The following is a 25480-nucleotide window of genomic DNA, read 5'->3' as shown; positions in this document are numbered from 1 at the left end:
GTGGGTTACGGTGTGGTCGGCAGGGTCACGTAGCCCTCGCGGGCGAGCTTGGGCAGGATGCCGCCGGCGGCGAGGATGTCGAGCACCATCGTGGGGAGGGCACCGCCTTCGAGGCGGGCGCCGGTGGTGGTGTTCTCGACCCGGCCCGCGGCGAAGTCCAGGCTCATGGTGTCGCCGTCGGCGAAGGCGGCGGTCACGCCGGGCACAGCGAGTGCGGGCAGGCCGTGGTTGATGGCGTTGCGCAGGAACAGGGAGTTGAACTCCTCGGCGACCAGCGCGGCCACCCCGAGCTCGCGGAAGAGCGCCGCGACCGGGCGGGAGGAGCCGAGCCCGAAGTTGCGCCCGGCGACGACGATGTCGCCGGGGGCCACCTGATCGGTCCAGCCGGGGCGCAGCTCGTAGAACACGTGCCGGGCGGCTTCGGGGACCGGGAGTTTCATGGCGAAGGCGGGGTACATGGCGTCGGTGGTGACCGAGTCGCCGACGACCCAGACGCGGCCCGTGATCCGGGTGTCCATCAGTTCAGCTCTCCTCGCGGGTCGTTGGTGCGCGGCTCGATGGTCCGCGAGTCGGTGACGTGTCCGGTCAGGGCGGAGGCGGCGACGGTGGCCGGGGAGGCCATGTAGATCTCGGCTTCCGGGCTGCCCATCCGGCCGGTGAAGTTGCGGGTGGACGAGGTCAGGCAGACCTCGCCGGGGCCGAGCAGGCCCATGTGGTAGCCGAAGCAGGCGCCGCAGGTGGAGTTGGTGACCACCGCGCCCGCGTCGGCGAGGTCCTGCAGGTAGCCGGCGCGCATCGCGTCGCGGTAGACCTGCTGGGAAGCGGGGGTGACCAGCAGCCGCACGCCGGGGGCGACCTTGCGGCCGCGCACGATCGCGGCGGCGATGGCCAGGTCCTCCAACTGCCCGTTGGCGCAGGAACCGATGAAGCACTGGTTGACCGGGCGCTTCTCGATCGCCGAGATCGGCACCGCGTTGTGGCTCACCGTGCCGGGGCGGGCGACGTACGGCTCCAGCGCGGACAGGTCGATGCGGCGCACGGCGGCGTACCGAGCGTCCGGGTCCGGGTCGGCGGCCCGGTAGTCGGCCGGGTCGGCTCCGTGGGCGGCGAGGAAGTCGCGGGCCAGGTCGTCGATCGGGAAGGTGGAGAAGTCGGCGGAGATCTCGGCGCCCTGGGTGGCGATGGTGCGCCGGTCGTTCATCGGGATCGAGGCCAGGCCGGGACCGCCGAACTCGAGGTTGTGGTTGGTGGCGTCGCCGTAGGTCCCGGCGATGTGCAGGAAGATGTCCTTGCCGGAGACGCCGTCCGGTCGCGCGCCGGTGAACTCGTAGCGGATGGTGGGCGCGATCTGGAACCAGGTCCGCCCGGTGCAGAGGATCGAGTAAACCTCTGCGGGCCCGAGCCCTCGGGCGGCGGTGTTGTAAGCGCCGGCGGCGCAGGTGTGGGAGTCGGTACAGGCGAGGATCTCGCCGGGTCGGGCGAGGCCGTTCTCGGCGATGACCTGGTGGCAGATGCCGTGCGCGCCCACGTCGTAGAACTTCTCGATGGCGAAGTCGCGGGCGAAGGCGCGGGCCTGGGTGCCGCCCGCGGCGTCGTTGACGGAGGGGGCGGGGACCGCGTGGTCCATGATGACGGCGACCTTGGCCGGGTCGTTGATCCTCACGGGCTGGACCCAGCCGGTGGCGAACTGGAGGTCGATCATGACGGTCATGTCGACGTCGCAGACCACCGTGTCACCGGCGGCCACCTGGTCCAGGCCCGCCCTGCGGGCGAGGATCTTCTCGATCATGGTCATGCCCATCAGGCACCGTCCTCGGTGTGGTCGCGGTAGCGCTCGCCGACGTCGGCCCATTGGCGCAGGCCGACCAGCTCGAACAGGCCCTCGGGGCCGGGGGTCAGGTCGGTGGGCAGGATGCCGCCAAGGCGCTGGAGGGAGTCGAAGCCGGCGAGCACGGTGGGGCCGAGCAGGGCGCCGGGGTGGATCGCGATCCGGTAGCCGAGTGCGGCGAGCCGGTCGGGGGCTGTGTCGGGTGTCAGGCCGCCCTGGACCATGTTGATCAGCAGCGGCGCGTCCACCTGCGCGGCGATCTTCTCGATCTCCTCCGAGGTCTGCGGGGCTTCGACGAAGAGGAGGTCGGCTCCGGCGGCGGCGTAGCGGTTGGCTCGGTCGATCGCCTCGTCGATGCCGAGCGGGCCGCGAGCGTCGGTCCTGGCGACGATCACCGTGTCCGCGTCGGCGCGCGCGTCGAGCGCGGCGCGGAGCTTCGCCTCGAAGGCCGGGACGTCGATGAGCTCCTTGTCCGGCAGGTGGCCGCACTTCTTCGGGAACGCCTGGTCCTCCAACTGGATGGCCGCGACTCCGGCCCGCTCGTAGGCACGCACCGTCCGGACCACGTGCAGGGGTCCGCCGTAGCCGGTGTCCGCGTCGGCGATCAACGGGACCTCGCCCAGGGCCTCGGCGACGATGCGGGCCCGCTCCACCATTTCGGTCGCGGTGAGCAGCCCGATGTCGGGCAGACCGAAGCCGGCCACGGCCACCCCCGCTCCGGTCAGATAGGCGGCCCGGAAGCCGCAGCGGGCGACCAGATGCGCGCCCAGGCCGTCGTAGACGCCGGGTGCGGTGATCAGACCGCCCTGGGCGACCAGCGACCGCAGTCGGCCGCCGGGCGTGGATTGACTGCGCTGGGGTTGGCACACGAGAGGCTCCTCGTCGGTGGTGGTGGGTCAGTCGAGGGCGCCGCGGGCGGAGGCGGCCAGCAGGTCCCCGAGGCGGTGCAGATCGGTTTGGCGTTCGAGGTCCAGGACGATCCGCTCGATCTCGGCGGAGCGGTCGGCGTCGATGACGCGTGCGGTCAGCGCGCGGTACTTCTCGCGGATCTCACTGTTCGTCAGCGGATCGTCCGGCCCACCGTGGGGCTGGTTCAGCGCCCGGCTGAGTACCTCGCCGCCGCGCAGGACGAGAGTGACCCGGGTGTTGTAGCCGGGCTGCTCCCAGCTCGGGTCCTGCGGGGCGTCGACGAGTTGCACCTCGGTACGGCCGATCAGCTGCCAGACGTCGTCGGAGTCGATCCGCTCAGGGGTGAACTGTTCGGGCCGCACGTGACCGTCCAGGATGGCGACCGCGGTGGCGAAGGCGATGTTCATCTGCGCGCCGATCGTCGTCAGCGGCCGTTCCAGCGCCCACCAGCCGTGGTGGTAGATCGCCTCGGGGATCTCGATGCGGATCGCCTCGATGCCGTCGACGGTGAGCTTGCGGTCGGCGCCGAGGGCGAGCGCCGCATCGACGGCGGGGTGCAGCCCGCCCATCGCGGCGTGGACCTTCACCGTGATCTGCTCGGTGCACCACGTCTCGCCCAGGCCCCGCGTGATCTGGGCAGCGTCGGGGTCGTGGCCCTCACCGAAGGTGGAGAGGAAGCCACCGTAGGGGCGCTCGAAGACCCGCTTGATGCCGGTGTAGCCGCCCGCCGCCAGTCCTGCGGCGTAGAAGCCGTTGCGGGAGGCGAAGCCGTGGTGCATCCGCTTGGACATCGCCTCGTACTGGGCGGCCATCAATCCCGCCGACTGGGTCGCGGCCAGGCCGAGAGCGTCCTCGAACGCGGCCCCGTCCAGTCCGCGCAGGGCGCCGGAGGCGGCTGCTGCCGCATGGGTGCCGAACACCGGACCGGAATGCCAGCCGCGCGACAGCATCTGCGGGCCGTGCAGCGCCAGACCGACGCGCGGCCCCACTTCGAAGCCCAGGACCGCGGCGCGCAGGAACTCGCCGCCGGAGACGGCGCCCAGCTGGGAGGCGGTGGACAGCAGCGCGGGCAGCACGAGGGAGGCGCTGTGCAGCGGCGCGGCCGGGTAGTAGTCGTCCAGCTCGAAGCCCTGGATGAAGCTCCCGTTCAGGACCGCGGCCGCCGGGGCGCTGGTGGTGCGCCCCCATCCGATCAGCGGGACGTCACCTGCGCCCTCTAGTCTCAGAACCGCGTCAACGGCCGTACGGGACCAGGGCAGTTGGGCTCCGATCAGCGAGCAGGCCAGACCGTCGAGAACCAGGTGCGCCGCCCGCTCCCGGACCTGAACGGGGATCTGTTCCAGTGAGGTGTCCGCCAGCCAGTCGGCCAGCCGCCCGGTCGGGCCGCCTGGGTCGGTGGGTCGGCGGGTGGCCCCTGGCGTCGGTGGATGCACCGCGCTCACCTCCAAGATCGATCACAGCAGATGTTAGAAAATATAACATCTAGTTTCGCTGGCTGCGCTGGGTAGCATGAGCAGGTGGCCCTGAACCGAACCTCTCTCCCGCGCACCGCCGAGGCGGTAGCGCTCGCGGAACTGCGCGACGCGATCGTCCGCGGGGACCTCGCCCCCGGGGCGCCGATCCGCCAGAGCGCCGCCGCCGAGGAGCTCGGGCTGAGCGTCATCCCGGTGCGTGAGGCCCTCAAGACCCTGGCCGGGGAGGGGATCGTCACCTACGTCCCGCAGCGCGGCTACACCGTCACCGAACTGAGCCCCGACAGCGTGGACGGCATCTTCCGCATCCGCGAACTCCTGGAGGGCGAGGCGGAGCAGACCGCCGCCGCCCGACTGCGGCCCGAGGACGTCGCCGCGATGCGCTCCGCGCTGAACGACCAACGCGCCGCTGTGGAAGCGGTCGACGTCGCCGCCGTGATCGCCGCCAACCGGCGCTTCCACTTCGCCCTGCTCGACCGCTGCGACAACGAGTGGCTGCTGCGCTTCGTCCGCCAGCTGTGGGAGGCCCTGGAGCCGCATCGCGCCCTGTCCTACCGGCGCGCGGCGGCCGCCGGTGACCCCGCGCGGGCCGACGCGATCCTCGCCGAGCACGAGGCAATCGCCACCGCCTTCGACAACGACGACGCCCCGGCCGCCCTCGACCTGCTGGCCGAGCACCGCCGCGGCGGCCGGGGCGACTTCCACCGACTGCTCAACGTGTCCACGCCGAACCCGTAGCGTCGCAGCGCAACGCCCACGATCGCGCGACGTGTGAAGTGCCTCGGCGAACGGCTACCGCTCGGCTCACGGCACCGCCCAGACCAAACCGGCGCCCTCGGACCGTGCTCCCCACCGCCCTGTGGGCGCACATGCGTGCGGAGAGCGCCGAGCCGCAAGGCTCCGGGAACCCTCGACGGCGGGCGGAGAGGTGCCCGCGTGCCGGTCGTGCCCGAGGCCCTCGCGCCTACCGCCGCCCTCGCGGGTCTATCCCCGGCGCGGACCCGCGTCCAACCAGCCCTGGGGTGGGCAGCGGGTTCCGCGCGGCTCACCCCCGCCGGCGGATCCCGTCCAAGGCGACGGCCAGCACGCGATCGCACTGCAGGTCGTCGAGGAAGCTGGTGGCGGTGATGCCTGGTCCTCTGGCTGGCCGTCGAGGCGCGATCGGCGCACCCGCTGATCGACCTGCGCATCATGCGGCTGCCGACCGTGTGGACCACCAACGCCGCCGCCCTCTTGTTCGGCGCCGGCATGTACGCGATCTGGTCGTTCCTGCCCGGCTTCGCGCAGACCCCGCGATCGGCCGGTTACGGCTTCGGCACCAGCGTCACCGGCGCCGGACTGCTGATGCTGCCGATGCTGGTCGCGATGTTCGGCTCCGGCGTGCTGAGCGGCCGCCTGGAGCCGCGCATCGGGGCCAAGCGCCTGCTGGTCGCTGGCACCGTGCTCGGCGCCGTGGCCTGCGGATTCCTTGCCGCCTGGCACCAGATGCAGTGGCAGGTAGCCTGCGCGCGGCCGGCATCTTCGGGCTCGGCATCGGCCTGGCCTTCGCCGCCATGGCGAACCTGATCGTCCGCAGCGTCCCCGCCGAGCAGACCGGTGCCGCCACCGGCATGAACGCCAACATCCGCACCATCGGCGGCTCGATCGGCGCCTCGGTCACCAGCGTCCTGGTGACCAGCCGCCTCCAGCCCTCCGGCCTGCCCTACGCCTCGGGATACACGCACAGTTTTGGCCTGCTGGCCGTGTTCTGCCTCGGCGCGGCCGGCGCCGCCCTGCTCGTCCCGACCCGAACCGCCCGACGGAAGAGGACCGACCAGACCGCCGTCGCCACGTCGACGTCACACGTCGCCACGCGTCTCGAAGGCGGGGACGAGCGCGAGCCCTCGACCGCAGAGGTCTGAGCCCTGGACTGCGGTCAGTTGGCTGACGTGGGGACTTCGAGGTCGACCAAGGGCGCGTACTGCTGGCCGCCGTAGCTGTCGGAGTCGTGGATGTCGCCCTGACGCACCGGCCGGGGCAGGGAAACCTTCACGGCCTGGGCGCGGTCGTGATGGACGACCAGGACCCGTTCGGGCAGGGCCCCGTAGAGCTGCGCGAACAACTGCGGGGTGAGCAGGCCGGAGTCGCGCAGCCGCTCGTAGCTGTCCTGGTCGTGGCACATGAAGTCGAAGGTCAGCACGAACGGTCCGGCGTTCTTCGAGCGGATCAGGGAGCACAGATCGAGCAGCCGGGTCACGGCGCCACCTCCTCGTGGACGGTGCGGAACATCTCGTGCGGGTCGGCGGGCACGAGGACGTGGTTGAGGGTGAACTGGTAGACCGGCCCGCGATCGGTCTCGGGGGGCGAGAACGGATAGGCGACGGTGCTGGCCAGTCCCTCGTACTGGGGGATGGGCAGGTGCGAGCTGATGTGGGTGACGAAGGTCGACACCGCGTGGGCGAGCTCCTGGGTGGGCGCGGTGACCGTGATCAGGACGCCCAGTTCGTGCGGCAGGCGGTCGCGGTCGGGGTCGAGCGCACCCAGGACGGCGTCCTGGCCGTAGAGGCGGTAGTCGATGTCGATGTCGTCGGGGTTGACCTCGCCGGCGAAGATGTCGCGGATCTTGGCGCGGAAGTAGTCCTGGGCCATCGGCAGCAGCTTCGGTAGCTGCTCGATGACGACGCGGTCGCGGATGCCGCCCACCGCGATGGTCTGGTAGCCGACCAGCCGCGAGCCCTCCAGCTTGATGGTGTAGGCGTCGCTGGGCCGGTAGACCGCGCCGGAGACCCGCACCCGCCGCTCGTCCAGGGCGGTGTAGTCGGCGTCCGTGGTGTCGAGCACGCCGGACGGCTCCGTGATCAGGTAGGGGTTGGCGTTCTCGTAGAGGGTGTGGGCGGCCACCGAGTGCGGCGTCAAGCGGGAGGCGGGGTCCAGGGGTTCGACGTCGAAGTGGTCGTCGCGCAGGTGGACGAAGAGTCCGTCGGCGCTGGGCGGGATCGCGCAGGCGGCCCCGCACTCGACGGTCTTGGCCATGTGCCAGGTCAGGCCGGGGTCCGCGCCCATCGCGTGCGGAACGGCCGCGTACAGGGCGGTGTCGCTGGCTCGGCCGGCGAGGACCACCTGCGCGCCCTGCATCAGCGCCCGCTGGATCGGCTCGACGCCCATCATGCCCACCACGTGGCTGCCCAGCAGCGTGTCGAGGTCGATGGAGGGGGCCGGGTCGAGCGGGCGTATACGGGCCTGGAGATAACGTCCGGTCAGGTAGTCGGGGTCCTGGTCGGCGTAGATCAGCGCGAGCTTGAAGCTCAGGCCCTCCTCGGCGGCGATCTGGCGGGCGAGTCCGGCGACGAGGTCGACGCCGGAGTCCCGGCCGCTGGTGCCGCAGGAGCCGATGATCAGCGGCACCCCGAGGGTGTCCCTGGCCTTCAGCAGCAGCCGCAGATCCCGGGTGACGGCTTCGCGGGAGAGCTTGGGCTGCCCGGTGCCCAGGTAGTAGGGGCCGCTGTCGGTGGAGCCGGCGTCGCAGGCGATGACGTGCGGTTGCAGGGCGACGCCGCGTTCCAGCGACTCGGCGCGGAAGCCCGCGCCGAGGGCGCCGGTGGGCGCCAGGATCCTGATCTCCATGTTCTGCTACTCCCTGTCATTTGCAATATGCGATAGCAAATGGTTCAGACGGCGGTGCCGTCCGCTGCCATCGGCCATCCCTTGGGTCAGGTGTCCCAGCCGGCCAGGTCGTTGGAGGCCGAGCCGGCGTGGGCGCGGGCGAGCTGTTCTGCGCGGTCGCCGTCGTGATCGCGCAGGGCGGCCAGGATCTGGTGGTGCTGCCCGTAGCGCTGGACCTGCCCCGCCGTGCCGCCCGCGTGGATCTGCGCGGAGGCGATCTTCAGCCGCTCGGAGCGGCTGAAGGCCCTGACCTGGTCCAGCGTCCGCGAGAGCTGCACGTTGTCGGCCGCCCGCTCCACCTCCGCATGGAAGTCGCGGACGCAGTTGAAGATCCGCTCGATCTGGTCGGGCGCGAGCTCACGGCCCGCGTCCCGGTCGGCGCGCAGCGACTCCCCCGTCGCATCGGCCAGGTCCAGCAACCGCTGCATCCGGTCCAGTTGCTCGGGTGTGGCCTTCTCGGCGGCGAAGCGCGCGGCGACGCCCTCGAGGACCGCCTCGATCGCGCTGCTCTCGATCCGCTCCTGCGGGGAGATGGTGACCACCCGCAGCGAACGCGGGCCGGTGCGCTCGATCAGCTGCTCCTGCTCCAGGCGGCGCAGTGCCTCACGGACCGGGGTGGGGCTGACGCCGAGACTCGCGGCCAGACCGCGTTCGGTGATCTTGTCGCCCCAGGGCAGATCACCGCTGATGATCGCGGCGCGCAGGGCCCGGTAGGCCTGGTCGGCCAGGGACTGGGCGCTGAGTTCGGGGAGTTTCATAGCGCTCATCTGATATCTGCTACAGCAAAGTGTCAAACAGCTCGAAGCGCTGCGCCCGCGGCGGCGGGCTCGGGCGCTGCGGGGGCGTCGGGCACCGGGTCGTCGGTGACGACGGTGGCGGCGTCGGCGTCCAGGTCGACCTGGACGGTGGCGGTGGTCAGGCGTCGGGTGCTGAGGGCCTGGAGGGTGTGGGGTCCCAGCTGCAGGGTGTAGAGGTAGTGGTCGCCAAGGAAGGTGGTGTGGGTGACCCGGGCGTGCCAGCCGGGGCCCGCCGGGCCGGGGGGCGGCTCGTTCAGGGTCAGGGCCTCGGGCCGAACAGCGAGTGTGACGGCACCGGGCGCCGGCGCGGTGTCGGCCTGGAAGGGGACGCCGCCGGGCAGGCCGGGCGCTTCCAGGACGAAGGTGCCGGGTCCGGTGCGGCGGGCGGTTCCGGTCAGGAAGTTGCAGCGGCCCAGGAATTCGGCGACGAAGCGGCTGCCGGGGTGGTGGTAGACCTCCTGCGGCGTGCCGGAGCGGACGATGCGGCCGCCGTTCATGACCAGGATCTGATCGCTCATCGCCAGGGCCTCGGTCTGGTCGTGGGTGACGAAGACGGTGGTGACGCCCAGGTCGCGCTGCAGCTCGCCGAGCCATTCGCGGGCGCGTTCGCGCAGCTTGGCGTCCAGGTTGGAGAACGGCTCGTCCAGCAGCAGCGCACTGGGGCCGTGGGCCAGGGCGCGGGCGAGGGCGACGCGTTGCTGCTGGCCGCCGGAGAGCTCGTGTGGGTGGGCCTTGGCCCGGTGCCCGAGCTCGACCAGGTCCAGGACCTCGCCGACGCGGCGCTTGGTCTCGGCGCGGTCGGTTCGGCGGATCTTGAGGGGGAAGGCGACGTTCTGCTCGATCGTCAGGTGCGGCCACAGGGCGTAGGACTGGAACACCACCCCCAGCTCGCGCTGTTCGGCGGGGACGTTGCGCCGCCGCGCGGCGTCGAAGAGGACGTGGTCGCCGTGGGCGATGGCGCCGTCCTGCGGGGTGTGGAAGCCCGCGATCGACATCAGGGTGGTCGTCTTGCCGCAGCCGGACGGGCCGAGCAGGGTGACGAAGCGGCCGTCGGGCACGGTGAAGGTGACCTCGTCCAGGACGCGGGTCTTCCCGAAGGTCTGGGTCAGCCGGTGAACGGAGATCTCAGGCATGGCGAGCCTTCTTGCGGAGAGTCCAGCCGAGGCCGACCGCCAAGGCGGCGGCGACCAGCAGGATCTGGATGAGGGCGAGGGCGGCGACCGGTCCGGGGAGGCCCTTGGACCAGGTCTGCAGCATGGTGGTGCCGAGCAGTTCAGTGCCGGGCTTGGACAGGAAGACGACCGGGTCGTAGTCGCTGACCAGGGTCACGAACATGAGCACGACCGCGCTGAGGATCGCCGGGCGCAGCAGGGGGACGGTCACGCGACGGAGGGTGGTCCACCAGCCGGCCCCCGAGGAGGCGGCGGCCTTGGCGAGTTCGGGGCTGATCCGGGCCAGCGCCGGGGCGATGATGATGTAGGAGAGCGTCATGTTGCGGACGCACAGGGCGAGTAGTTCTCCCCACAGGCTGTTGCGGAGCATCGCGCCGGGCGGGTTGACGATCAGGAAGAGCCAGAAGAAGCCGACGCCGAAGACGATGCCGGGGGTGGCCCGGGGATAGACCAGCAGCGCGGGCAGGGTCCGGCGCAGCCGGAACGTGGAGCGCCCGGCGATCACCGTGGCGATCGTGACGAGGGTGACGGTCGCGACGCTGCCGACGACCGCGACGATCAGGCTGTTGGTGATCGCCCGGTGCAGGGTGGGGTCGTCCCAGACCTGTTGCCAGTTGCTCGCGGTCCACAGGTGCCAGGGCGCGACCAGGGTGGTCAGGTCGGTGACGCTCGACATCAGGGCCAGCCCGAGCAGCGGGATGACGCAGGTGACGGCGACGAAGCCGGCCATGCCCGCGGCGGCGGGTCGGCGCCAGTGGCCCAGCGCCAGCAGGCGGGCGGGCGGGGTGGCCCGGGTGCCTGCGGTGTAGCGGTTGGCGTGGCGCAGCAGTCGGCCGCGGATGACAAGCAGGGTGGAGGCGACCAGCAGGAGCAGGATCGCGCCGGCGGAGACGATCGGCGGGTCGGGCAGGGTGCTGTTGGACCAGGTGTCGTAGAGGTAGCTGGCGATGAAGCTGATGTTCGCGGGCCGCCCGAGGAAGAGCGGGATGCCCAGGACCTCCAGGCACAGGGTGAGGATGAGCATGCCGGAGTCGAGCAGCGCGGTGCGCAGCATCGGGATGGTGACGGTGCGCAGCACGCGAAGCGTGCCGCCGCCGGAGGCGCGGACGGCGTCCTCCAGGGTGCCGTCCGCGCTCTCCAGGACGGCCTTGCAGGTGAGGTAGGCGATGGGCAGGGTGACGACCGCGCCGAGCACGGACATGCCGGGCAACGAGGTCAGGTTCCACGCGGGCAGGTGCAGGTTCTTGTGCCACAGCTGGGTCAGGTAGCCGGCCGGTCCGTACAGCGACTCCCAGCCGACGATCAGTCCGAGCGGCGGGATCAGCAGCGGGGCCAGCAGGGCCGGGCCGAGCCAGCGCTTGCCGGGCAGGTCGGTACGGGTGACCAGGACGGCGAAGGTCGCGCCGAGCAGCAGCGCCAGTGCGGTGGCGGTCAGCGCGAAGACGCCCGTGTTGAGGGCGGCCTGACGGAACGCCGGGTCGGCGAAGAGCTGCCGGTAGGCGTCGACGCTGAAGACGCCTCCGGGCAGGTAGTAGGGCTTGGACAGCAACGAGGTGACGACCAGCGGGACGAGCGGGGCCAGGGTGAGCACCGCGACCGCGGCCCAGACCAGGTACTGGCCTGGCCCTGCGGGGAGGTGGCGGCGGCGCCGGTCGCGCGGGGCGACCGGTGCGGCGGCGAGCGTGTGCGGGGTCATGGTGCTCAGCGGCCCAGGGCCTTGTTCCACCGGTCGGTGATGGCCTTCTGCTGGTCGACCACGTCCTGGGAGACCGGCACCAGGTACATGGTGCTCGCGGGAACGTGCTTGGCCAGGTCGGTCAGGTCGGCGGTGCAGCCGGTCGCGGACTGGAAGTTGTTCATCGAGGCCTCCATGCCGACCGCGCACATGACCTGCTGGCCGGGGTTGCTGTAGACGAAGTCCAGGAACAGCTGCGCGGAGGCGGGCGAGGCGGCGCCGGCGGTCTGGGCGATCAGGCGCGGGGTGAGCGGGGTCGCGTCCTGCATGTAGCCGTAGGCGGCCAGGCCCTTGTACTGCGGGATGACCGCCTGGGCCAGGCCGCTGGAGAGCCAGCCGAACGAGGCGCCGCCGCCGACCAGGTGGTTCAGGCCGTCGAGGCCCTCGTCGAAGGTCTTGGTGCGGGGCCCGTACGCGTCGAGGTAGGAGTAGGTCTTGTCCGGTCCGAGGATGTGGACCAGGCCGTAAACCGCGTTGTAGCCGAGGGGGTTGGCGGGCGAGTAGCTGACCAGCGGGTACTTCGACGGGTCTGCTTTGGCGTCGGCGGCGAGCTGCGCGTAGCTGGTCGGGACCTGGGCACCGGAGATCAGCTTGGGGTTCCAGCTCGCCAGCACCGGGTCCGGCGACATCACGTACATGCCGTGGCCCTGGTTGATGTAGGCGGGAAAGTCGGCCAGGCCCTGGGGGGTCACGTTCGCGATCAGGCCGCTGGTCTCCGCCTGCAGCGCCTGCGGGATCGCGTCGGAGATCAGCAGGTCCGCGGTGTGGGCGCTCTGCGCGTGCTCGGACTCGAACTTCGTGTACACCTGGTTGTCCGACAGCTGCGAGTACTGCGGCTTGATCCACGGATAGGCCTTGGTGAAGCTGTCGAGCATCGGCTTCATCACCGCGCTGGGCGTGTTGCCGTACAGGATCAGTCCCGACTCCGCGTGGGACTTGGCGACCAGGTCGGCGACGGCCGCCGGGGCGGCGGGGGCGGCGGACGGGGCGGTCGTGGCCGGGGTCGAGCCGGTGCTCGAGGAGCAGCCGGCCAGTGTGGCGCCCAGGGCGAGCGCGGTGACCGCCACGGCAGCGGCGGCGTGGAATCGGCGGGTGGGCATGTCGGCGCCTCTCTCGGATCTCTCAGACAGCGCTAGTGAGATATTTGCTATAGCAAGCTGACTGCAAGGGTCTTCTGCCAGCTATACGAGCGGTAGGGATTTGCTATGGCAACACATGAGAGCATCGGCCCTTCCGGGTGTCAAGGCTCCCGAAACGCGTCGGTCATCTGCCACCAACCTGCCGGAAACCCTCGGCCCGCGCGAGGCACCGGCTTAAGCGAATCGCAAGGTTCGTGCTGCTCCGCGCCGGTGCGGCAGTCGGTTAAGCGAATCGCAAGGTGCTCTCACCTAGCTTCGGAAACGTCGCCGGACTGCACCTGAGAGCCGGTACCGCACCTGGAGGTGGATTTCGTGGAACGCTTCGCTGCATTCGTCATGCGGCACCGCATATGGGTGGGCCTGGCCTGGGTCGTGCTCACCGTCGTCGGGGTGATGCTGGCGCCGCAGGTCGCGGGCCGCCTCAAGAGCGGTACCACCATCAACACGGCCAGCTACCACGCCAACGTCTCGCTCGCCCAGCAGTACGGCGGCGCGAGCGCCAACCCCAGCGTCCTGGTCGTCGACCTGCCCAGCGGCACCACCGCCGACAGCCCCGCCGTGAAGGCGGGCCTTCAGGCCGCCGACAAGGTCGCGGCCTCCGTGCCCGGTGTGCGGGACCTCTCCTTCGCCAACACCGGAGACCGCGCCCTGGTCGGCACCGGCGGGACGTCCACCCTGGTGATGGTCTACCCGCCACAGCCCGGCACGGCCGTCGCGCCTCAGGTGCTGGACACGATGGGCGGGGCGATCAGCCACGCGGTGCCCGGCGCGACCGTGCACCAGACCGGTCTGGAACAGCTCAGCTCCGGTGGCACCAGCTCGGGCTCCAGCGTGCTGAGCGAAATGCTCGTCGGCGTCGCGCTCGCCCTGCTGGTGCTGGCCTGGGTCTTCGGCTCCGCCCTCGCCGTACTGCCGCTGCTGTCCGCCATTGTGTCGGTGCTGACCATGCAACTGGCCATCTGGGGCCTGACCTACGTCACGAACATCGCCATCAACCCTTCGGTGCAGTTCATCGTCGCCCTGCTGGGCCTCGGCCTCTCCGTCGACTACGCGCTGCTGCTGGTCAACCGCTGGCGCGAAGAACGCGACGCCGGGGCCGACAACCGCACGGCGGTCGTGCGCTCGCTGCACCGCGCGGGACACTCGGTCGCGTTCAGCGCGCTGATCGCCTCGCTGGGGCTGTTCGCGCTGATGGTCGTGCCGGTCTCGTTCCTCCAAGGTGTCGGTCTGTCCGGTCTGTTCATCCCGTCCATCGCGGCCCTGGTCGCACTGACCACCGTCCCGCTGCTTCTGTCCGCCATCGGACCGCGCCTGGACAAGATCCGGCTGCGTCGCCGCAAGAACACCGGCCCGGGAAGCATGTGGACCCGCACCGCGCGCACCATCGTCGCCCGGCCCAAAACCGCCGCGCTGGCCGGCGCCGCGATCCTGGGCACCCTGTGCGCGTTCGGACTGACCATCAACATCGCCGCCCCCGCCTCCAGTTCGCTGGCCGCCGGCGGCCCCGCCGAACAGGGCCTGCTCGCGCTGCAGCACGACGGCTTCCCCACCGGCGTGCTCACCTCCGTCCCGATCGAGCTCCCGGCCGGCACCGACCCCTCGGCCACCGCCGCGACTCTGCGCACCCTGCCGGACATGCACGGCGTCCTGGTCGCCGACACCCCCGCCTGGCAGCACGCCGGCCACAGCTCAGTGATCATGGCGCTGCCGAATACCGAGATCGGCTCCGCCCACGCCGGTCCCGCCCTGGCCGACCTGCGCGCCGCGGCCCCGCACAACGCGATGATCGGCGGCGGCGCGGTGCAGCAGACGGACGTCGCGCACATCATGTCCACCTGGTTCCCGGTGCTCATGGCCGTGGTGGCGCTGGTGACCTTCGTGCTGCTCGCCCGCGGCATGCGCTCGCTGCTGCTGCCCGCCAAGGCCGTCGCGCTCAACGTGCTCTCCGTCGGCGCCGCCTACGGCGTGCTGGTGCTGATCTGGCAACTCGGCTGGGGCTCCAACGCCATTTGGGGCATCCCGGCCACCGGATCGATCAGCCCCTTCGTGCCGATGCTGCTGTTCGGATTCCTCTTCGGGGTCTCCATGGACTACGAGGTCTTCATCCTGGCCCGGGTCCGCGAAGCCTTCGACCGCACCGGAGACACCAACGGCGCCGTGGTCGAAGGGGTCTCCCGGACCGGACGGCTCGTCACCAGCGCGGCCCTGATCCTCTTCCTCGCGCTGATCTCGCTCTCCTCCACCCCGGACGTGACCATCAAGATGATGGCCACCGGCATGGCCGCCGGCGTCCTGATCGACGCCCTGGTCGTGCGCACCCTGCTCACCCCCGCCCTCGTCGTCCTCTTCGGACGCGCCAACTGGTACCTGCCCACTTGGGCCGCCCGCCTGCTGCGCGTCAAACCCACCACGCCAGGCGCCGGCAGCACTCACAGCAACGGCAGCGACGGCGACCGTGGCGAGGACGAGCCGAGGACGCCGGAGCCCCAGCCCTCCCTGACGGCCTGAACCCGCACCCTGACCACGGATCGGAACTGACGCCCCATGAGAATCCGCCGTCCGCGCCTGCTCATCCTCGGCGGCATCGCCGTGCTCTCCGTCGCCGGGACGGGCATCACGGATGCCGTGGTCGTCAACACCGCGGAGCAGCGCATCGTGAAGGCAGCCGACTGCCGCCTTCAGGCGACGGGGCCGGTCACCGCGCGACTGACCGACCCCTTCGCCGGCCTGCGAACGCTGACCGGGACCCTCGGCACCGTCCGCATCACCGCTGACGGCGTCCATCGCGGCGGCACCGACATGAACGTCAACGCCGTGCTGTTCAACGTGACCACCCACGGCAGCACCGACGGCGGCACCGCGACCGCCACGATCCCCTACAGCTCGCTGCAGACCAAGCTCGGCAGCGCGGGAGCGTTCATGAAGGTCGGCACGGACGGCACCGGTCTCATCCTGACCGGCGTGGTGGGCAGCATGGGCCTGCCCGTCACCGTGAGCACCAGCGTTTCCACGACCGCGACCAGTCTCACCATCACTCCCACCAACCTCGGCGTGCTCGGGCAGTCGATCCCGGTCAGCGCCGTCGGCACACTGCCCGGCGGCGCCGGCCTGGCGGGGAGCCTCAAGCCGCACACCGTGACCCTCCCCTCCCTCCCCGCCGGAGCCCGGCTCACCGGAGCGAACGCTGACACCGCGGGACTGAACCTGACCCTGTCCATCCCGCACAGCGCCGCCCTCGGCACGTCCGCCGGCGCCGGCGGTCCGTCGACGGGCGCGCAGCCGTGCACCCCGGCGAAGGTGTGATCACGTGCGGATCCTGGTCATCGAAGACGACGAGGCTCTGGGCGCGTCGCTGACCTGGGGACTCCAGGCCGAGAACTACGCTGTCGAGCTCGCGACCGACGGGAAGGAAGGGCTGTGGCAGGCGACCGAGCACGACTTCGACCTGATCATCCTCGACGTCATGCTCCCCGGTCTCGACGGCTACCAGGTCTGCACCCGACTGCGCGACGTCGGGAACTGGACCCCGATCCTCATGCTCACCGCCATGGATGCCCCGCTCGACCAGGCCGAAGGCCTGGACCTCGGAGCCGACGACTACCTCACCAAACCCTTCGCCTATCCCGTCCTCCTCGCCCACATCCGCTCCCTGCTGCGGCGCACCGCGCCCCCGCGCCCGTCCCTGCTCCAGGCCGGCGACCTCACCCTCGACCCGGCCACCCGAACCGTCCACCGCGCCGGTCAGCAGATCTCCCTGACGCCGCGCGAACTGGCCGTGCTCGAATACCTGCTGCGTGCCAATGGCCGCGCCGTGTCCAAGACCGAGCTGCTGGAACACTGCTGGGACGAGTTCGCTCAGCCCGCCGTGACGGTGGTCGAGGTCCGAGTCCACCATCTGCGAAGAAAGATCGACCAGCCGTTCCCCACCGCACTGGTCGAGACGGTCCGAGGATCGGGGTACCGCATTGACCCGTATCAGCCGTAGCCGTTCGCTGCGCCTGCGCCTGACCGCGCTGGCCACCCTCGCCATCACCGTCACCGTCGCGCTCACCGCGGCCGTGCTGGTCTTCACGCTGGTCAGCGCGGTCCGCGCGAATGTGGGCACCACGCTGAGCGCCTACGCGGACTCCATCGCCCAATCCGGCCAGTCAACGCCGTCGGGCCGTTGGCCCGCTCCCCTGCCGGAGTCGCGCGGCGATGTGGGCGTCTGGGCCCAGGTCGTGGATTCGTCCGGCCACGTCCTCGCCGCGACGGCCAACGTCGAGGGTCTGCCACCCCTCTACACACTCCCCGCCGGCAGCACCACACCCCGGCCGACCGCCGCCGCGTCCCCGAACCGCGGGGACGAGCGGGTCGTCGGTCAGCGCTACGTGGTCGGCACCACGCCGGTGGTCATCTACGTCGGCGGCTCCACCGAACTGCTCGGGATCCTCACCAGTGACATCCAGGGGCACCTCCTCTTCGCCCTGCCGCTGATCCTGTTCGCCGCCGTCGCCATCTCGTGGTTCCTGATCGGCCGGACCCTGCGCCCGGTCGAGCGCATCCGCGCGGAGGCCGCCGAGATCACCGGCAGCGACCTGCACCGGCGGATCCCCGAACCCGACAGCGACGACGAGATCGGCCGCCTCGCCCGCACCCTGAACACGATGCTCGACCGCCTGGAGTCCTCCGCCACCCGCCAACGCCGGTTCGTCGCCGACGCCTCTCACGAACTGCGCACTCCCCTGGCCGCAGTGCGCACCACGATGGAGGTCGGCCTCGCCCACCCCGACAAGGCTCCATGGCCCGAACTGGCCGAGCGCACCGTCACCGAGACCACCCGCCTGCAGCGCCTCGTCGAGGCGCTGCTGCTGCTGGCCCGGTCCGACGACGACACCCTGATCACCCGACGCGAGCCCGTCGACCTCGCCGAGCTCACCCGGGCCGCCATCGCCCTCGCGCCAGCGCGCGTGCCGGTCGAACTCGTCGTCCGGCAGAACGCCCGCGTGACGGGCGACCCCGACCAGCTCACCCGCCTGATCCGCAATCTCCTCGACAACGCCGACCGGCACGCCGAGCGCCGTATCGTCGTCACCCTGGCCTCCGACGGCCCGACCACCGCCGTCATCACCATTGCCGACGACGGTCCGGGCATCCCGCCCGCCGACCGCGATCGGGTCTTCGACCGCTTCGTCCGTCTCCAGACGTCCCGCACCCGCCACGCCGGCGAGGCCACCGGAACCGGACTCGGGCTGTCGATCGCCCGGGACATCGCCATCGCCCACGGCGGCGCCCTGACCGTCGGCGACCCCACCCTCCCGGGCGTGGCGACCAGCGCTCAGGCCACCGGCGCGACCTTCACGATCCTCCTGCCCACCCGCGGGGCCGATGCACCCACATGACCGCGCCGGGGGTGCCGAGCGGCCGCAGTCGTCGCAGGCTGGACAACGCAACCAGAAAGCCGTCTCCTTGAGGAGCAGAACGATGACCACGCCTCCCCGCAGCGCGCTGACCGGGACCTACGTGCTCGACCCCGCCCATACCCAGATCGGCTTCGTCGCGCGTCACGCGATGGTCACCAAGGTGCGCGGCGCGTTCAAGGAGTTCGACGGCACCCTGCTGCTGGACGGCACGGATCCGTCGAAGTCCTCGGCGCAGGTCACCATCAAGGCGGCCAGCATCGACACCCGCAACGAGCAGCGCGACGGACACCTGCGCACCAACGACTTCCTGGACGCCCCGAATCATCCCGAGATCACCTTCGGGTCCACCCGGGTGGAGGAGCTGGACGACACCCACTTCCGGGTCACCGGGGACCTGACGATCAAGGATGTCGCCCGGTCGCTCAGCATCGACTTCGAGTTCCAGGGCAGCGCCATGGACCCGATGGGCAACCTGCGCGTCGGCTTCGAGGGCTCCACGACCGTCAGCCGGAAGGACTTCGGCATGACCTGGAACGCCGCGCTGGAAGGCGGAGGCGTCCTGGTCGGCGACAAGGTCGTGCTGGAGTTCGAGATCTCCGCGATCAAGCAGTCCTGACCGACGGCACCGCGCAGGCCCTACGCCCCGCGGCGAGCCTGCTTTCCGGCTGACTTCCCCGCTGCGTCGGACATGCGGATGTCGATGGCGTCCAGCACCTTGTCGAGGAGCGCCAGTTCGCGCTCCTCGAGCCCGCCGAAGATGTCGCGCACCACGTCCTCACCCGCCGAGGTGCCCGCCGCCAGGGCGGCGGCGCCTTCCGTCGTGAGGGTGACCAGTTTGGAGCGCCGGTCCTCCGCGGAGGGCGTCCGCTCGACCAGCCCCTCGCGCTCCAACGCCTCGACGGACTGGGTGACCGAGCGTGGCGCGTGGCCGAGCGCGTCGGCGAGCGCCGACTGCTGCATGGGGCTGCGACGCGAGAGGACTTCCAGAACCTTGCTGCGAGCGAGCGAGAGACCGCCTGCCGTCATGGTGTCGTCGACCACCTTGCGCAGAGCGTGGCCGACCGCGAGGTAATGCATCCCGACATCGACAGATTCCGGCCGGTCGCTCACAGCGCTCCCTTCATGCCACTTGCTGAGGTACCTCACCGATGCTACGTTAATGAGGTACCTCATTAAAAGTTGCGAGAGGCAGTTCCATGGAGACTCCACCCGTGGTCGTCATCACCGGCGCGACCAATGGCCTGGGCAGGCTCGCCTCGCTCGACCTGGCCCGCAAGGGCGCGCACGTGGTTATGATCGCGCGGAGCCGGCAGAAGGCGGACGCGCTGACACAGGAGATCGCGCAGATCGCACCGGGATCCAAGGCCGACGTCTTCCTGGCGGACCTGTCACTGCTCGCCGACGTCGAGCGGGTGGGTCGGCAGATCACCGCAGGCTTCCCGAGGATCGACGTACTGATCAACAACGCGGGCGTGCACGCCTTCTCCCAGCGGGTCACGGCCGAGGGTCTGTCCGAGATGACCGTCGTGAACTACCTGGCCCCCTGGATGCTGACGGACCTGCTGCGGGAGCGCCTGACGGCATCCGCCCCGTCGAGGATCGTCACCGTCGCCTCACAGGCCTCCAAGCACTCGGGGGACTCGGGCCCGGTCAGGGACCTCGGCGACACCGCGCCGTACTCCCGCCGCGAATCCTCGCTGCGCTACGGCTGGACCAAGTTGCTCGACATCATGTTCACCCAGGAGTTGGGACGCCAACTGCAGGGCACCGGTGTCGCGGTCACCTGCTGCGACCCCGGGTTCAACGTCACCGGACTCGGTCGCGACCTACCGGGAGCCGGCACGCTGGAGAAGGTGCTCAAGGCCCTGCCGATCGGCGACCCCCAGCACGGCGCCGACATCATCGTCCGGCTCGCGACCGATCCGGCCTTCGCCGAGATCACCGGCGGCTACTTCGGCGCCAGGGGCGGCAAGCCGCTCACCTGCCCACCTGCGGGAAGCGACGAGGAGATCCAGCGCGAACTGTGGTGGGCCACCGCCGACTTCCTTCACGAGGTGCGCAGCACGTGGCCGTGACCAACCCGCCGTGACCAACCCGCCGTGAACAGCCCGCCGCGAACGACCCGAAGCGCCGGGCCCCGGATGGTCAGGAGTGCAGGGCGGTACGCACGCAGTCCGAAAGGGCGTCCCTGAGCTGGGCCCTGGTCGTGATGCCCAGCTTCGGGAAGATCTTGTGCAGGTGGTAGCCGACGGTGCGCGGCGACAGGTAGAGCCGGGAGGCGATGTCCCGGTTGGTGAGTCCCCGTGCGGCCAGTTCGGCGATCTGCAGCTCCTGCGGCGTCAGGTCGACCCTCGCCGTCGGCTCGGCGGCCTGGGGGACGCTGGCTCCCGCGGCCCGCAGCTCCGCCGTGGCGCGGTCGAGCCAGGGGCGGGCGTCCAGGCGTCGGAAGGTCTCCAAGGCCCCGCTCAGCCGCAGGCGCGCTTCGGTCGAACGGCGCTGTCGGCGCAGCCACTCACCGAAATCCAGCTGGGCGAGCGCGTACTCGAAGGGCCAGCGGGCAGCCGCGGGGTCGGCGAGAGCGGAGCGGAAGTGCTGTTCGGCGTCCGCCGCTGAACCGCTGAGCAGGGCGGTGGCGCGGTGTACAACGGCGTTCAGCCGGGGCGACCGGTCAGCGCCGAGCGTGCGCTCGGTCGACTCCAGCACCGTCCGGGCGTCGTCGATCCGTCCGACCCGGACGGCGGCTGCGGCGAGGTCGGCCAGGTAGTACACCGAGGCGTGGTAGTGCACAGGGAGGGGCAGGTAGTCGCGGGTGAAGGTGCTGCGCAGCTGCTCGTAGGCGCCCTCGAGGTCGCCCTCCACCACGCCGGCCATGCCCAGAGCGTAGTGGTAACGGACCAGCAGGCTACGGGCCTTGCGCAGGTCCACTCCGCACACCGCGTCCTGCGCCCGGGCGCAGGCGGCCTCGTGGTCCCCCCGGAAGGCGCCGATGGTGGCTTTCAGGATGACGGAACCGATGGTGACGTTCTCCGCCCCGGCCTCGGCGGCCATCCAGTAGGCGTCGTCGGCCGTGGTCAGGGCGGCCGCCCAGGCCCCGGACTCGCAGTGGGCAAGGGCCAGGGCTTGCGCGACGGTGGCGTTGGAGCCGGCGGTGCCGCCCCGCCGAAGGTGGTCCATGGTGCGGCTCAGCAGGCGGGTCGCCTGCTCCGTCTCGTCGAGGATCCAGGCCGCTCCGCCGAGGGTGGTGAGGTCGCCGAGCGAGTCCTCCGACATCGCCGCGACCGCGCAGTGCAGCAGTTCGAGTGCCCGGCCGCGCTGCGTGAGCGGATGGATGACCCCCTGGACCCAGGCGTGGCCGGGGAGGTTCCCGTGGTCCGGGATCAGCGCGTAGAGGCGTTCCATCTCGGTGCGGTAGTAAGGATCGCCGGAGTTGTAGGCCGAGGTCGCCCCGGTCGCGAGGGCCTGGAGTGCCAGCGGCGGAGCGGCGGTCGCCATCGACTCCACGACGGACAACAGGGCGGTCAGGGCCTCCTGGTGACGCAGGGTGAGCCCAAGGGCCCATCCGCTCATGAGGGATGCCTCGGCGCGGACGACCGGATTCCGCGTCAGGCCGTCCACGCCGGCGGTGATCTCCCCCACCCACTGCGGGTGCCCGGCGAACATCGCCGACTGCGCCGCGGCCAGCAGGTGCCGGGAGCGCAGCTCCGGGTCGGGGGTGAGCTCGGCCGCGCGTTCCAGGGCCGCTGCCGCCGCCGCGTAGCCGCCACGGCCGCGGGACCGTTCCGCGCTCGCGGCAAGCGCCTCGGCGACCTCCTCGTCCAGGCCCGCGGTCGCGGCGGCCAGGTGCCAGGCGCGGCGGTCGGGCTCGTCCGTGAACGCCGCCGCCAGGGCGAGATGGGCCGCACGGCGTTCCGCGAAGGTCGCCGCCTGGTGGACGGCGGAGCGCACCAGCGGATGACGGAGCAGCACCTGCCCGCCGTCCATCCTCAGGAGTCCGGCCTTCTCGGCGGGCAGCAGGTCCTGGACGAGGTCGCTGCCGGGGGCCGCCCTCAGGACGTCCGCGAGCTGTGTGGTGCCGGAGGCGGCGACGAGCAGCAGCGCGGCGCGGGTTTCCGCCGGCAGGTCCGGGAGGTCGGCGGCGAACAGGTTCTCCAGCCGACGGGTGAGCGGCAGGGTCTGCGCGGTGCCGAGGTGGCTGGTCCCCTTCGCGAGGGCCCGGGTCAGCTCGATGAGGGCGAGCGGGTTGCCGGCTGCCTCCTGGAGGATCTGCGGTCGGGCCCTGCCGGTCGGCGCGTTCGGCTGGGCGTCCAGGAGCAGTCCGGCCTCCGCGCGGGCCAGCGGGCCTGCAACCAGGTGAGGGAAGTCCCGGTCGAACCGCGCGGGCACGGCCGACTCCCGGGACGCAAGCAGCATGACCGCCGCCTCCCCGTCGAGCCTCCGGGCGACGAAGGCCAGGACGTCCAGTGAGCCGAGGTCCAGCCACTGGATGTCGTCGACCAGGAGCAGCAGGGGCTGCCGGGCGGCGGCCTCGGTGATCAGGGTGACCACGCCCACGCACAGGTGCAGCGGATCGGCCGGTGCCTGCCCGGCGGTGTCCAGCCCGAACGCGCAGCGCAGCGCGTCACGTTGACGCTCCGGCAGCTGGTCGAGGCCGGAGAGCAGTGGGCGGATCAGCTGGTGGAGCGCGGCGAGCGGGAGACCGGCCTCCCCCTCACTGCCCCGCACGCGCAGGGCCCGCAGCCCGCGAGCGCCGCCCTGATCGGCCGCCCACTCGACGAGCGTGCTCTTCCCCGCGCCGGGCTCGCCGGTCAGGACCAGGACACGCGGGCCGTCGCCCTGAACGCCGCCGCCCCGGACGGAGTCGAGGAGGCTGCGGATCCGGGCCAGCTCCGGCTCCCGGCCGAAGATCGCAGCGGTGGCCGACCGATCCGTGCCGGTGCTCACATTTCTTCCTGTTCTGCCAGGTCAGGGCGGGTCGCCCCGAAGCGGTGGAACCATCCTGCCAGCCGGGTCATTCCGACGCGGAGCGTCCAGGTCGAGCGAGGACTGGTCATCTGACAGAAGCGTGGCGAGCACGTCCGGAGAAAGATCGACAAGGCGGGAGAAATGCCGCAGTACCGGGGCAGGCAGTGCGGAGTGCGAGTATGGCGAGCGCGAACATGGACACAGCCTGGGTCACCCCAGTAGCTCTCGGCCTGGTGGGACGCGACGCCGCGTTTGAGCGCCTGCGCCGCTGCGTGCGGCAGCCGGAGGAGGTTCGCCTCCTCTCCCCTGCGAGGCCGCACACGCAGCTGCTGACCACCCGGTCGGTCCAGGTCCACGAGAGTCTGGACTTCTGGCAGGACGCCGTGCTCGCCACCCTCGTCGGCATGGACATCCGCGCCTACGGCCGCACCCACGACGCGGCCATGCGCATCAGCCAGGTCGGCGACCTCAAGATCGCCACCATCGACTCCGACCCGGGCGAGGTTCATCGGGCGCCGCGCTACATCGCGCGCGGCGACGGAGGGGACATCTTCGTCGCGATTCAGAACACCGGCGTCTCTCAGGTCGAACAGGACGGACGCACCACCGAACTGAGGCCGGGGGACATCGGGTTCTTCGAGACGATCCGGCCGTTCCGGACCCGCTTCCCGGAACGCTTCCAGCAGATTGTCTTCTCCGTGCCACGGCACATGCTGGGGCAGCAGGAAGGCGACATCCAGCGACTCACCGCGCGGGCGCTCCGGCCTGGCAACGGCCTGGGCGGACTCGTTTCCGCCTTCCTGGCCCGTCTGGCGGACTCCGCCGACAGCTACGACGCCCCTCTGGCCGACAGCCTCGCCCGGGGCGCCGTGGACCTGCTCGCCGCCACCGCTGCCGACCAACTGGGCCTGCAGGCGGACGAGTTGCCCGGCGCGGATCGCGTGATGCTGCTCCGCGTGCAGCGCTACGTCCGCTGGCACCTCTCCGATCCGGGTCTCACTCCTCCGGTCATCGCCCGCGCTCATGGCATCTCCGTGCGCTACCTGCACAGGCTCTTCGAGGGCGAGGGCCACACCCTGTGCCAGTGGATCAGGGACCTTCGTCTGGAGGAGTGCCGCAGGGCGCTCGCGGCGGCCCCCGCCGACTCGGTCGGCGTCGGGCGCATCGCCCGGCGGTGGGGCTTCACCAGCGGAGCGCAGCTGAGCCGCGCCTTCCGCGGTGCCCACGGGATGTCGCCCACCGACTGGCTCAAGCAGGAGCGCCACCACCGAACGACCGCCGAGGAGGCACCGTGCTCGTTGGCTCGCTGACGGACCCAGGAACTCCGGACGTCCGCTACGCCCGCGAGGCTCCGCTGCAGCGCACGGTGCAGCGCGCGGCCGAGTGGCAGCAGGCCCTGTCGCGGGCCTTCGCGCGGGTGGAGGTGACCGCGTACGACCCGGGCGGCTGGGCCGCGTCCCTGGCCTCCACGCGCCTCGGGAGCCTCCAGATCGCCGACGAGTCCTCCGGCCCGGCGACGGTCCTGCGCGGCCCGGAAGCGGTCGACGCCGACCCGTGCGGGCACGTCGTCGCGCGGCTTCAGGTGAACGGCACCGCCCGGGTGTTCCAGGACGACCGCTCCGTCCAGCTCCGGCCAGGCTCGCTCACGTTCCTGGATCTGAGCAGGCCGTTCAAGATCGTCCTCCCGCAGCCGCAGCGCGCCCGGACCCTGATGGTTCCCAGGTCCGTGCTCGGGCTCGGCGAGAGCGCCCTGCGGCGGTTCACGGCGACCCTCGTCGAAGCGGTCGACGGGGGCGCGGGGGCGCTACTGCTCCCCTTGGTGGCCGGGATCGGCCGGGAGATCTCCGGCGGGTCACTCCCGGTCAGGGAACAGGCCGCGCGAGCCGTCGCCGACCTGCTGGCCGCTCTGGCCGCGGACCACGCGGCCCGAACCGTCCCCGACAGGCGGCCCGCCGCGCAGTCGCTCTTCGCGCGCATCACCGCCTCCGTCGAGGCCTCCCTCGGGGACCCCGGCCTGTCCCCGCAGGCGATCGCCGACCAGCACGGCGTCTCCCTGCGCTACCTGCACCAGCTGTTCCAGCGCCAGGGCAGCACGGTCAGCGGCTGGATCCGCTGCCGGCGACTGGAGGGGGCCCGCCTTGAACTGGCCCACCCCGGCGCGGCCCGGCGCACGATCTCCGCCGTCGCCGCCCGCTGGGGCTTCACCAACGCTTCCCACTTCAGCCGCGCGTTCCGCGACGCCTACGGAATGTCCCCCAACCAGTGGCGCAGCCAGGCCGGCACAAGCGCCGCTACCCGCCCCAGTGCTGACGGAACGTGATACATCCCAGGCTGGACGTCAACGCCGACCTCATCCCGAGACGCCCGGTGGCTGTGCCGTCCGCGCCCACCACTGTGCCGACGCTGCACGGCTGCGGACGTG

General features: G+C 71.4%; 21 protein-coding genes and 1 pseudogene. 10 read left to right on the top strand and 12 right to left on the bottom strand.

Annotation, left to right across the window (positions count from 1 at the left end; genetic code table 11):
• Positions 1 to 5: 5 nt before the first annotated feature.
• Genes ABIA32_RS29365 through ABIA32_RS29350 form a run of 4 tightly spaced genes read right to left on the bottom strand, consistent with a single transcriptional unit; the run spans position 6 to position 4170 of the window.
• Positions 6 to 518, bottom strand: a complete 513-nt coding sequence (locus tag ABIA32_RS29365; RefSeq protein WP_370101952.1) for a 3-isopropylmalate dehydratase — start codon at positions 516 to 518, stop codon at positions 6 to 8.
• Complete coding sequence (locus ABIA32_RS29360) at positions 518 to 1801, bottom strand: aconitase/3-isopropylmalate dehydratase large subunit family protein (protein ID WP_370101950.1); 1284 nt, start codon at positions 1799 to 1801, stop codon at positions 518 to 520. Before ABIA32_RS29360 ends, ABIA32_RS29365 begins: the two co-directional genes overlap by 1 nt.
• Positions 1801 to 2697 (bottom strand): oxaloacetate decarboxylase, encoded by an 897-nt coding sequence (locus ABIA32_RS29355; protein ID WP_370101947.1) that lies wholly within the window; start codon positions 2695 to 2697, stop codon positions 1801 to 1803. Before ABIA32_RS29355 ends, ABIA32_RS29360 begins: the two co-directional genes overlap by 1 nt.
• Positions 2698 to 2724: 27 nt before the next feature.
• Positions 2725 to 4170, bottom strand: coding sequence for an MmgE/PrpD family protein (locus ABIA32_RS29350; protein ID WP_370101945.1), 1446 nt, complete (start codon positions 4168 to 4170; stop codon positions 2725 to 2727).
• An 84-nt stretch (positions 4171 to 4254) separates the two neighbouring features.
• Here ABIA32_RS29350 and ABIA32_RS29345 point away from each other — a divergent pair, with 84 nt between their 5' ends.
• A complete protein-coding gene (locus ABIA32_RS29345; protein WP_370101942.1) occupies positions 4255 to 4947 on the top strand; it encodes a GntR family transcriptional regulator in 693 nt (230 codons plus the stop codon).
• A gap of 399 nt (positions 4948 to 5346) precedes the next feature.
• Positions 5347 to 6110: pseudogene (locus tag ABIA32_RS29340) on the top strand (MFS transporter); the annotation flags it as partial.
• A gap of 14 nt (positions 6111 to 6124) precedes the next feature.
• Here the strand turns inward: ABIA32_RS29340 and ABIA32_RS29335 are convergent.
• From ABIA32_RS29335 to ABIA32_RS29310, 6 genes are all read right to left on the bottom strand, one after another.
• Positions 6125 to 6445, bottom strand: a complete 321-nt coding sequence (locus ABIA32_RS29335; protein WP_370101939.1) for a DUF4387 domain-containing protein — start codon at positions 6443 to 6445, stop codon at positions 6125 to 6127.
• Positions 6442 to 7812, bottom strand: a complete 1371-nt coding sequence (locus tag ABIA32_RS29330; RefSeq protein WP_370101937.1) for an acyclic terpene utilization AtuA family protein — start codon at positions 7810 to 7812, stop codon at positions 6442 to 6444. The genes ABIA32_RS29335 and ABIA32_RS29330 overlap by 4 nt, the downstream gene beginning before the upstream one ends.
• An 86-nt stretch (positions 7813 to 7898) precedes the next feature.
• Positions 7899 to 8618, bottom strand: coding sequence for a GntR family transcriptional regulator (locus ABIA32_RS29325; protein WP_370101934.1), 720 nt, complete (start codon positions 8616 to 8618; stop codon positions 7899 to 7901).
• 23 nt (positions 8619 to 8641) lie between these two features.
• Positions 8642 to 9781, bottom strand: a complete 1140-nt coding sequence (locus ABIA32_RS29320; protein WP_370101931.1) for an ABC transporter ATP-binding protein — start codon at positions 9779 to 9781, stop codon at positions 8642 to 8644.
• Positions 9774 to 11516, bottom strand: coding sequence for an ABC transporter permease (locus tag ABIA32_RS29315; protein WP_370101928.1), 1743 nt, complete (start codon positions 11514 to 11516; stop codon positions 9774 to 9776). Before ABIA32_RS29315 ends, ABIA32_RS29320 begins: the two co-directional genes overlap by 8 nt.
• 5 nt (positions 11517 to 11521) lie before the next feature.
• A complete protein-coding gene (locus ABIA32_RS29310; RefSeq protein WP_370101926.1) occupies positions 11522 to 12655 on the bottom strand; it encodes an ABC transporter substrate-binding protein in 1134 nt (377 codons plus the stop codon).
• A 351-nt stretch (positions 12656 to 13006) separates the two neighbouring features.
• Between ABIA32_RS29310 and ABIA32_RS29305 the strand changes: the two genes are divergently transcribed.
• From ABIA32_RS29305 to ABIA32_RS29285, 5 genes are all read left to right on the top strand, one after another.
• Positions 13007 to 15202, top strand: coding sequence for an MMPL family transporter (locus tag ABIA32_RS29305; protein WP_370101923.1), 2196 nt, complete (start codon positions 13007 to 13009; stop codon positions 15200 to 15202).
• Positions 15203 to 15238: 36 nt separating this feature from the next.
• Positions 15239 to 15997 (top strand): LmeA family phospholipid-binding protein, encoded by a 759-nt coding sequence (locus tag ABIA32_RS29300; RefSeq protein ID WP_370101920.1) that lies wholly within the window; start codon positions 15239 to 15241, stop codon positions 15995 to 15997.
• Positions 15998 to 16001: 4 nt separating this feature from the next.
• Positions 16002 to 16679, top strand: coding sequence for a response regulator transcription factor (locus ABIA32_RS29295; protein ID WP_370101917.1), 678 nt, complete (start codon positions 16002 to 16004; stop codon positions 16677 to 16679).
• A complete protein-coding gene (locus ABIA32_RS29290; protein WP_370101914.1) occupies positions 16660 to 18075 on the top strand; it encodes a sensor histidine kinase in 1416 nt (471 codons plus the stop codon). Before ABIA32_RS29295 ends, ABIA32_RS29290 begins: the two co-directional genes overlap by 20 nt.
• A gap of 82 nt (positions 18076 to 18157) precedes the next feature.
• Positions 18158 to 18712, top strand: coding sequence for a YceI family protein (locus tag ABIA32_RS29285; protein WP_370101911.1), 555 nt, complete (start codon positions 18158 to 18160; stop codon positions 18710 to 18712).
• A gap of 20 nt (positions 18713 to 18732) precedes the next feature.
• On the opposite strand, the gene ABIA32_RS29280 is transcribed toward ABIA32_RS29285, so the two are convergent.
• Positions 18733 to 19173, bottom strand: a complete 441-nt coding sequence (locus ABIA32_RS29280) for a MarR family winged helix-turn-helix transcriptional regulator (RefSeq protein ID WP_370101908.1) — start codon at positions 19171 to 19173, stop codon at positions 18733 to 18735.
• Between the two features lie 119 nt (positions 19174 to 19292).
• Here ABIA32_RS29280 and ABIA32_RS29275 point away from each other — a divergent pair, with 119 nt between their 5' ends.
• Entirely contained in the window at positions 19293 to 20171 is an 879-nt protein-coding gene (locus ABIA32_RS29275; RefSeq protein WP_370101905.1) for an SDR family NAD(P)-dependent oxidoreductase, read from the top strand.
• Positions 20172 to 20241: 70 nt separating this feature from the next.
• On the opposite strand, the gene ABIA32_RS29270 is transcribed toward ABIA32_RS29275, so the two are convergent.
• Complete coding sequence (locus ABIA32_RS29270) at positions 20242 to 23037, bottom strand: AAA family ATPase (protein ID WP_370101903.1); 2796 nt, start codon at positions 23035 to 23037, stop codon at positions 20242 to 20244.
• Positions 23038 to 23237: 200 nt separating this feature from the next.
• Here ABIA32_RS29270 and ABIA32_RS29265 point away from each other — a divergent pair, with 200 nt between their 5' ends.
• Together ABIA32_RS29265 and ABIA32_RS29260 are read left to right on the top strand one after the other, a co-directional pair.
• On the top strand, positions 23238 to 24368 hold the full coding sequence (locus ABIA32_RS29265; protein ID WP_370101900.1) for a helix-turn-helix domain-containing protein: 1131 nt from the start codon (positions 23238 to 23240) through the stop codon (positions 24366 to 24368).
• Complete coding sequence (locus ABIA32_RS29260; RefSeq protein ID WP_370101898.1) at positions 24350 to 25378, top strand: helix-turn-helix domain-containing protein; 1029 nt, start codon at positions 24350 to 24352, stop codon at positions 25376 to 25378. Before ABIA32_RS29265 ends, ABIA32_RS29260 begins: the two co-directional genes overlap by 19 nt.
• Positions 25379 to 25480: the final 102 nt, after the last annotated feature.

Source organism: Streptacidiphilus sp. MAP12-20, from assembly GCF_041262525.1.
Taxonomy (GTDB): Bacteria; Actinomycetota; Actinomycetes; order Streptomycetales; family Streptomycetaceae; genus Streptacidiphilus.
This window is presented reverse-complemented; position numbering and strand designations above follow the sequence as displayed.

Excerpts from the sequence above, each read along its gene's own strand:
- ABIA32_RS29365 (WP_370101952.1), bottom strand. The coding sequence starts at position 518 with ATGGACACCCGGATCACGGGCCGCGTCTGGGTCGTCGGCGACTCGGTC.
- ABIA32_RS29360 (WP_370101950.1), bottom strand. The coding sequence starts at position 1,801 with ATGGGCATGACCATGATCGAGAAGATCCTCGCCCGCAGGGCGGGCCTG.
- ABIA32_RS29330 (WP_370101937.1), bottom strand. The coding sequence starts at position 7,812 with ATGGAGATCAGGATCCTGGCGCCCACCGGCGCCCTCGGCGCGGGCTTC.
- ABIA32_RS29325 (WP_370101934.1), bottom strand. The coding sequence starts at position 8,618 with ATGAGCGCTATGAAACTCCCCGAACTCAGCGCCCAGTCCCTGGCCGAC.
- ABIA32_RS29320 (WP_370101931.1), bottom strand. The coding sequence starts at position 9,781 with ATGCCTGAGATCTCCGTTCACCGGCTGACCCAGACCTTCGGGAAGACC.
- ABIA32_RS29315 (WP_370101928.1), bottom strand. The coding sequence starts at position 11,516 with ATGACCCCGCACACGCTCGCCGCCGCACCGGTCGCCCCGCGCGACCGG.
- ABIA32_RS29310 (WP_370101926.1), bottom strand. The coding sequence starts at position 12,655 with ATGCCCACCCGCCGATTCCACGCCGCCGCTGCCGTGGCGGTCACCGCG.
- ABIA32_RS29300 (WP_370101920.1), top strand. The coding sequence starts at position 15,239 with ATGAGAATCCGCCGTCCGCGCCTGCTCATCCTCGGCGGCATCGCCGTG.
- ABIA32_RS29285 (WP_370101911.1), top strand. The coding sequence starts at position 18,158 with ATGACCACGCCTCCCCGCAGCGCGCTGACCGGGACCTACGTGCTCGAC.
- ABIA32_RS29280 (WP_370101908.1), bottom strand. The coding sequence starts at position 19,173 with ATGCATTACCTCGCGGTCGGCCACGCTCTGCGCAAGGTGGTCGACGAC.
- ABIA32_RS29275 (WP_370101905.1), top strand. The coding sequence starts at position 19,293 with ATGGAGACTCCACCCGTGGTCGTCATCACCGGCGCGACCAATGGCCTG.
- ABIA32_RS29265 (WP_370101900.1), top strand. The coding sequence starts at position 23,238 with ATGGCGAGCGCGAACATGGACACAGCCTGGGTCACCCCAGTAGCTCTC.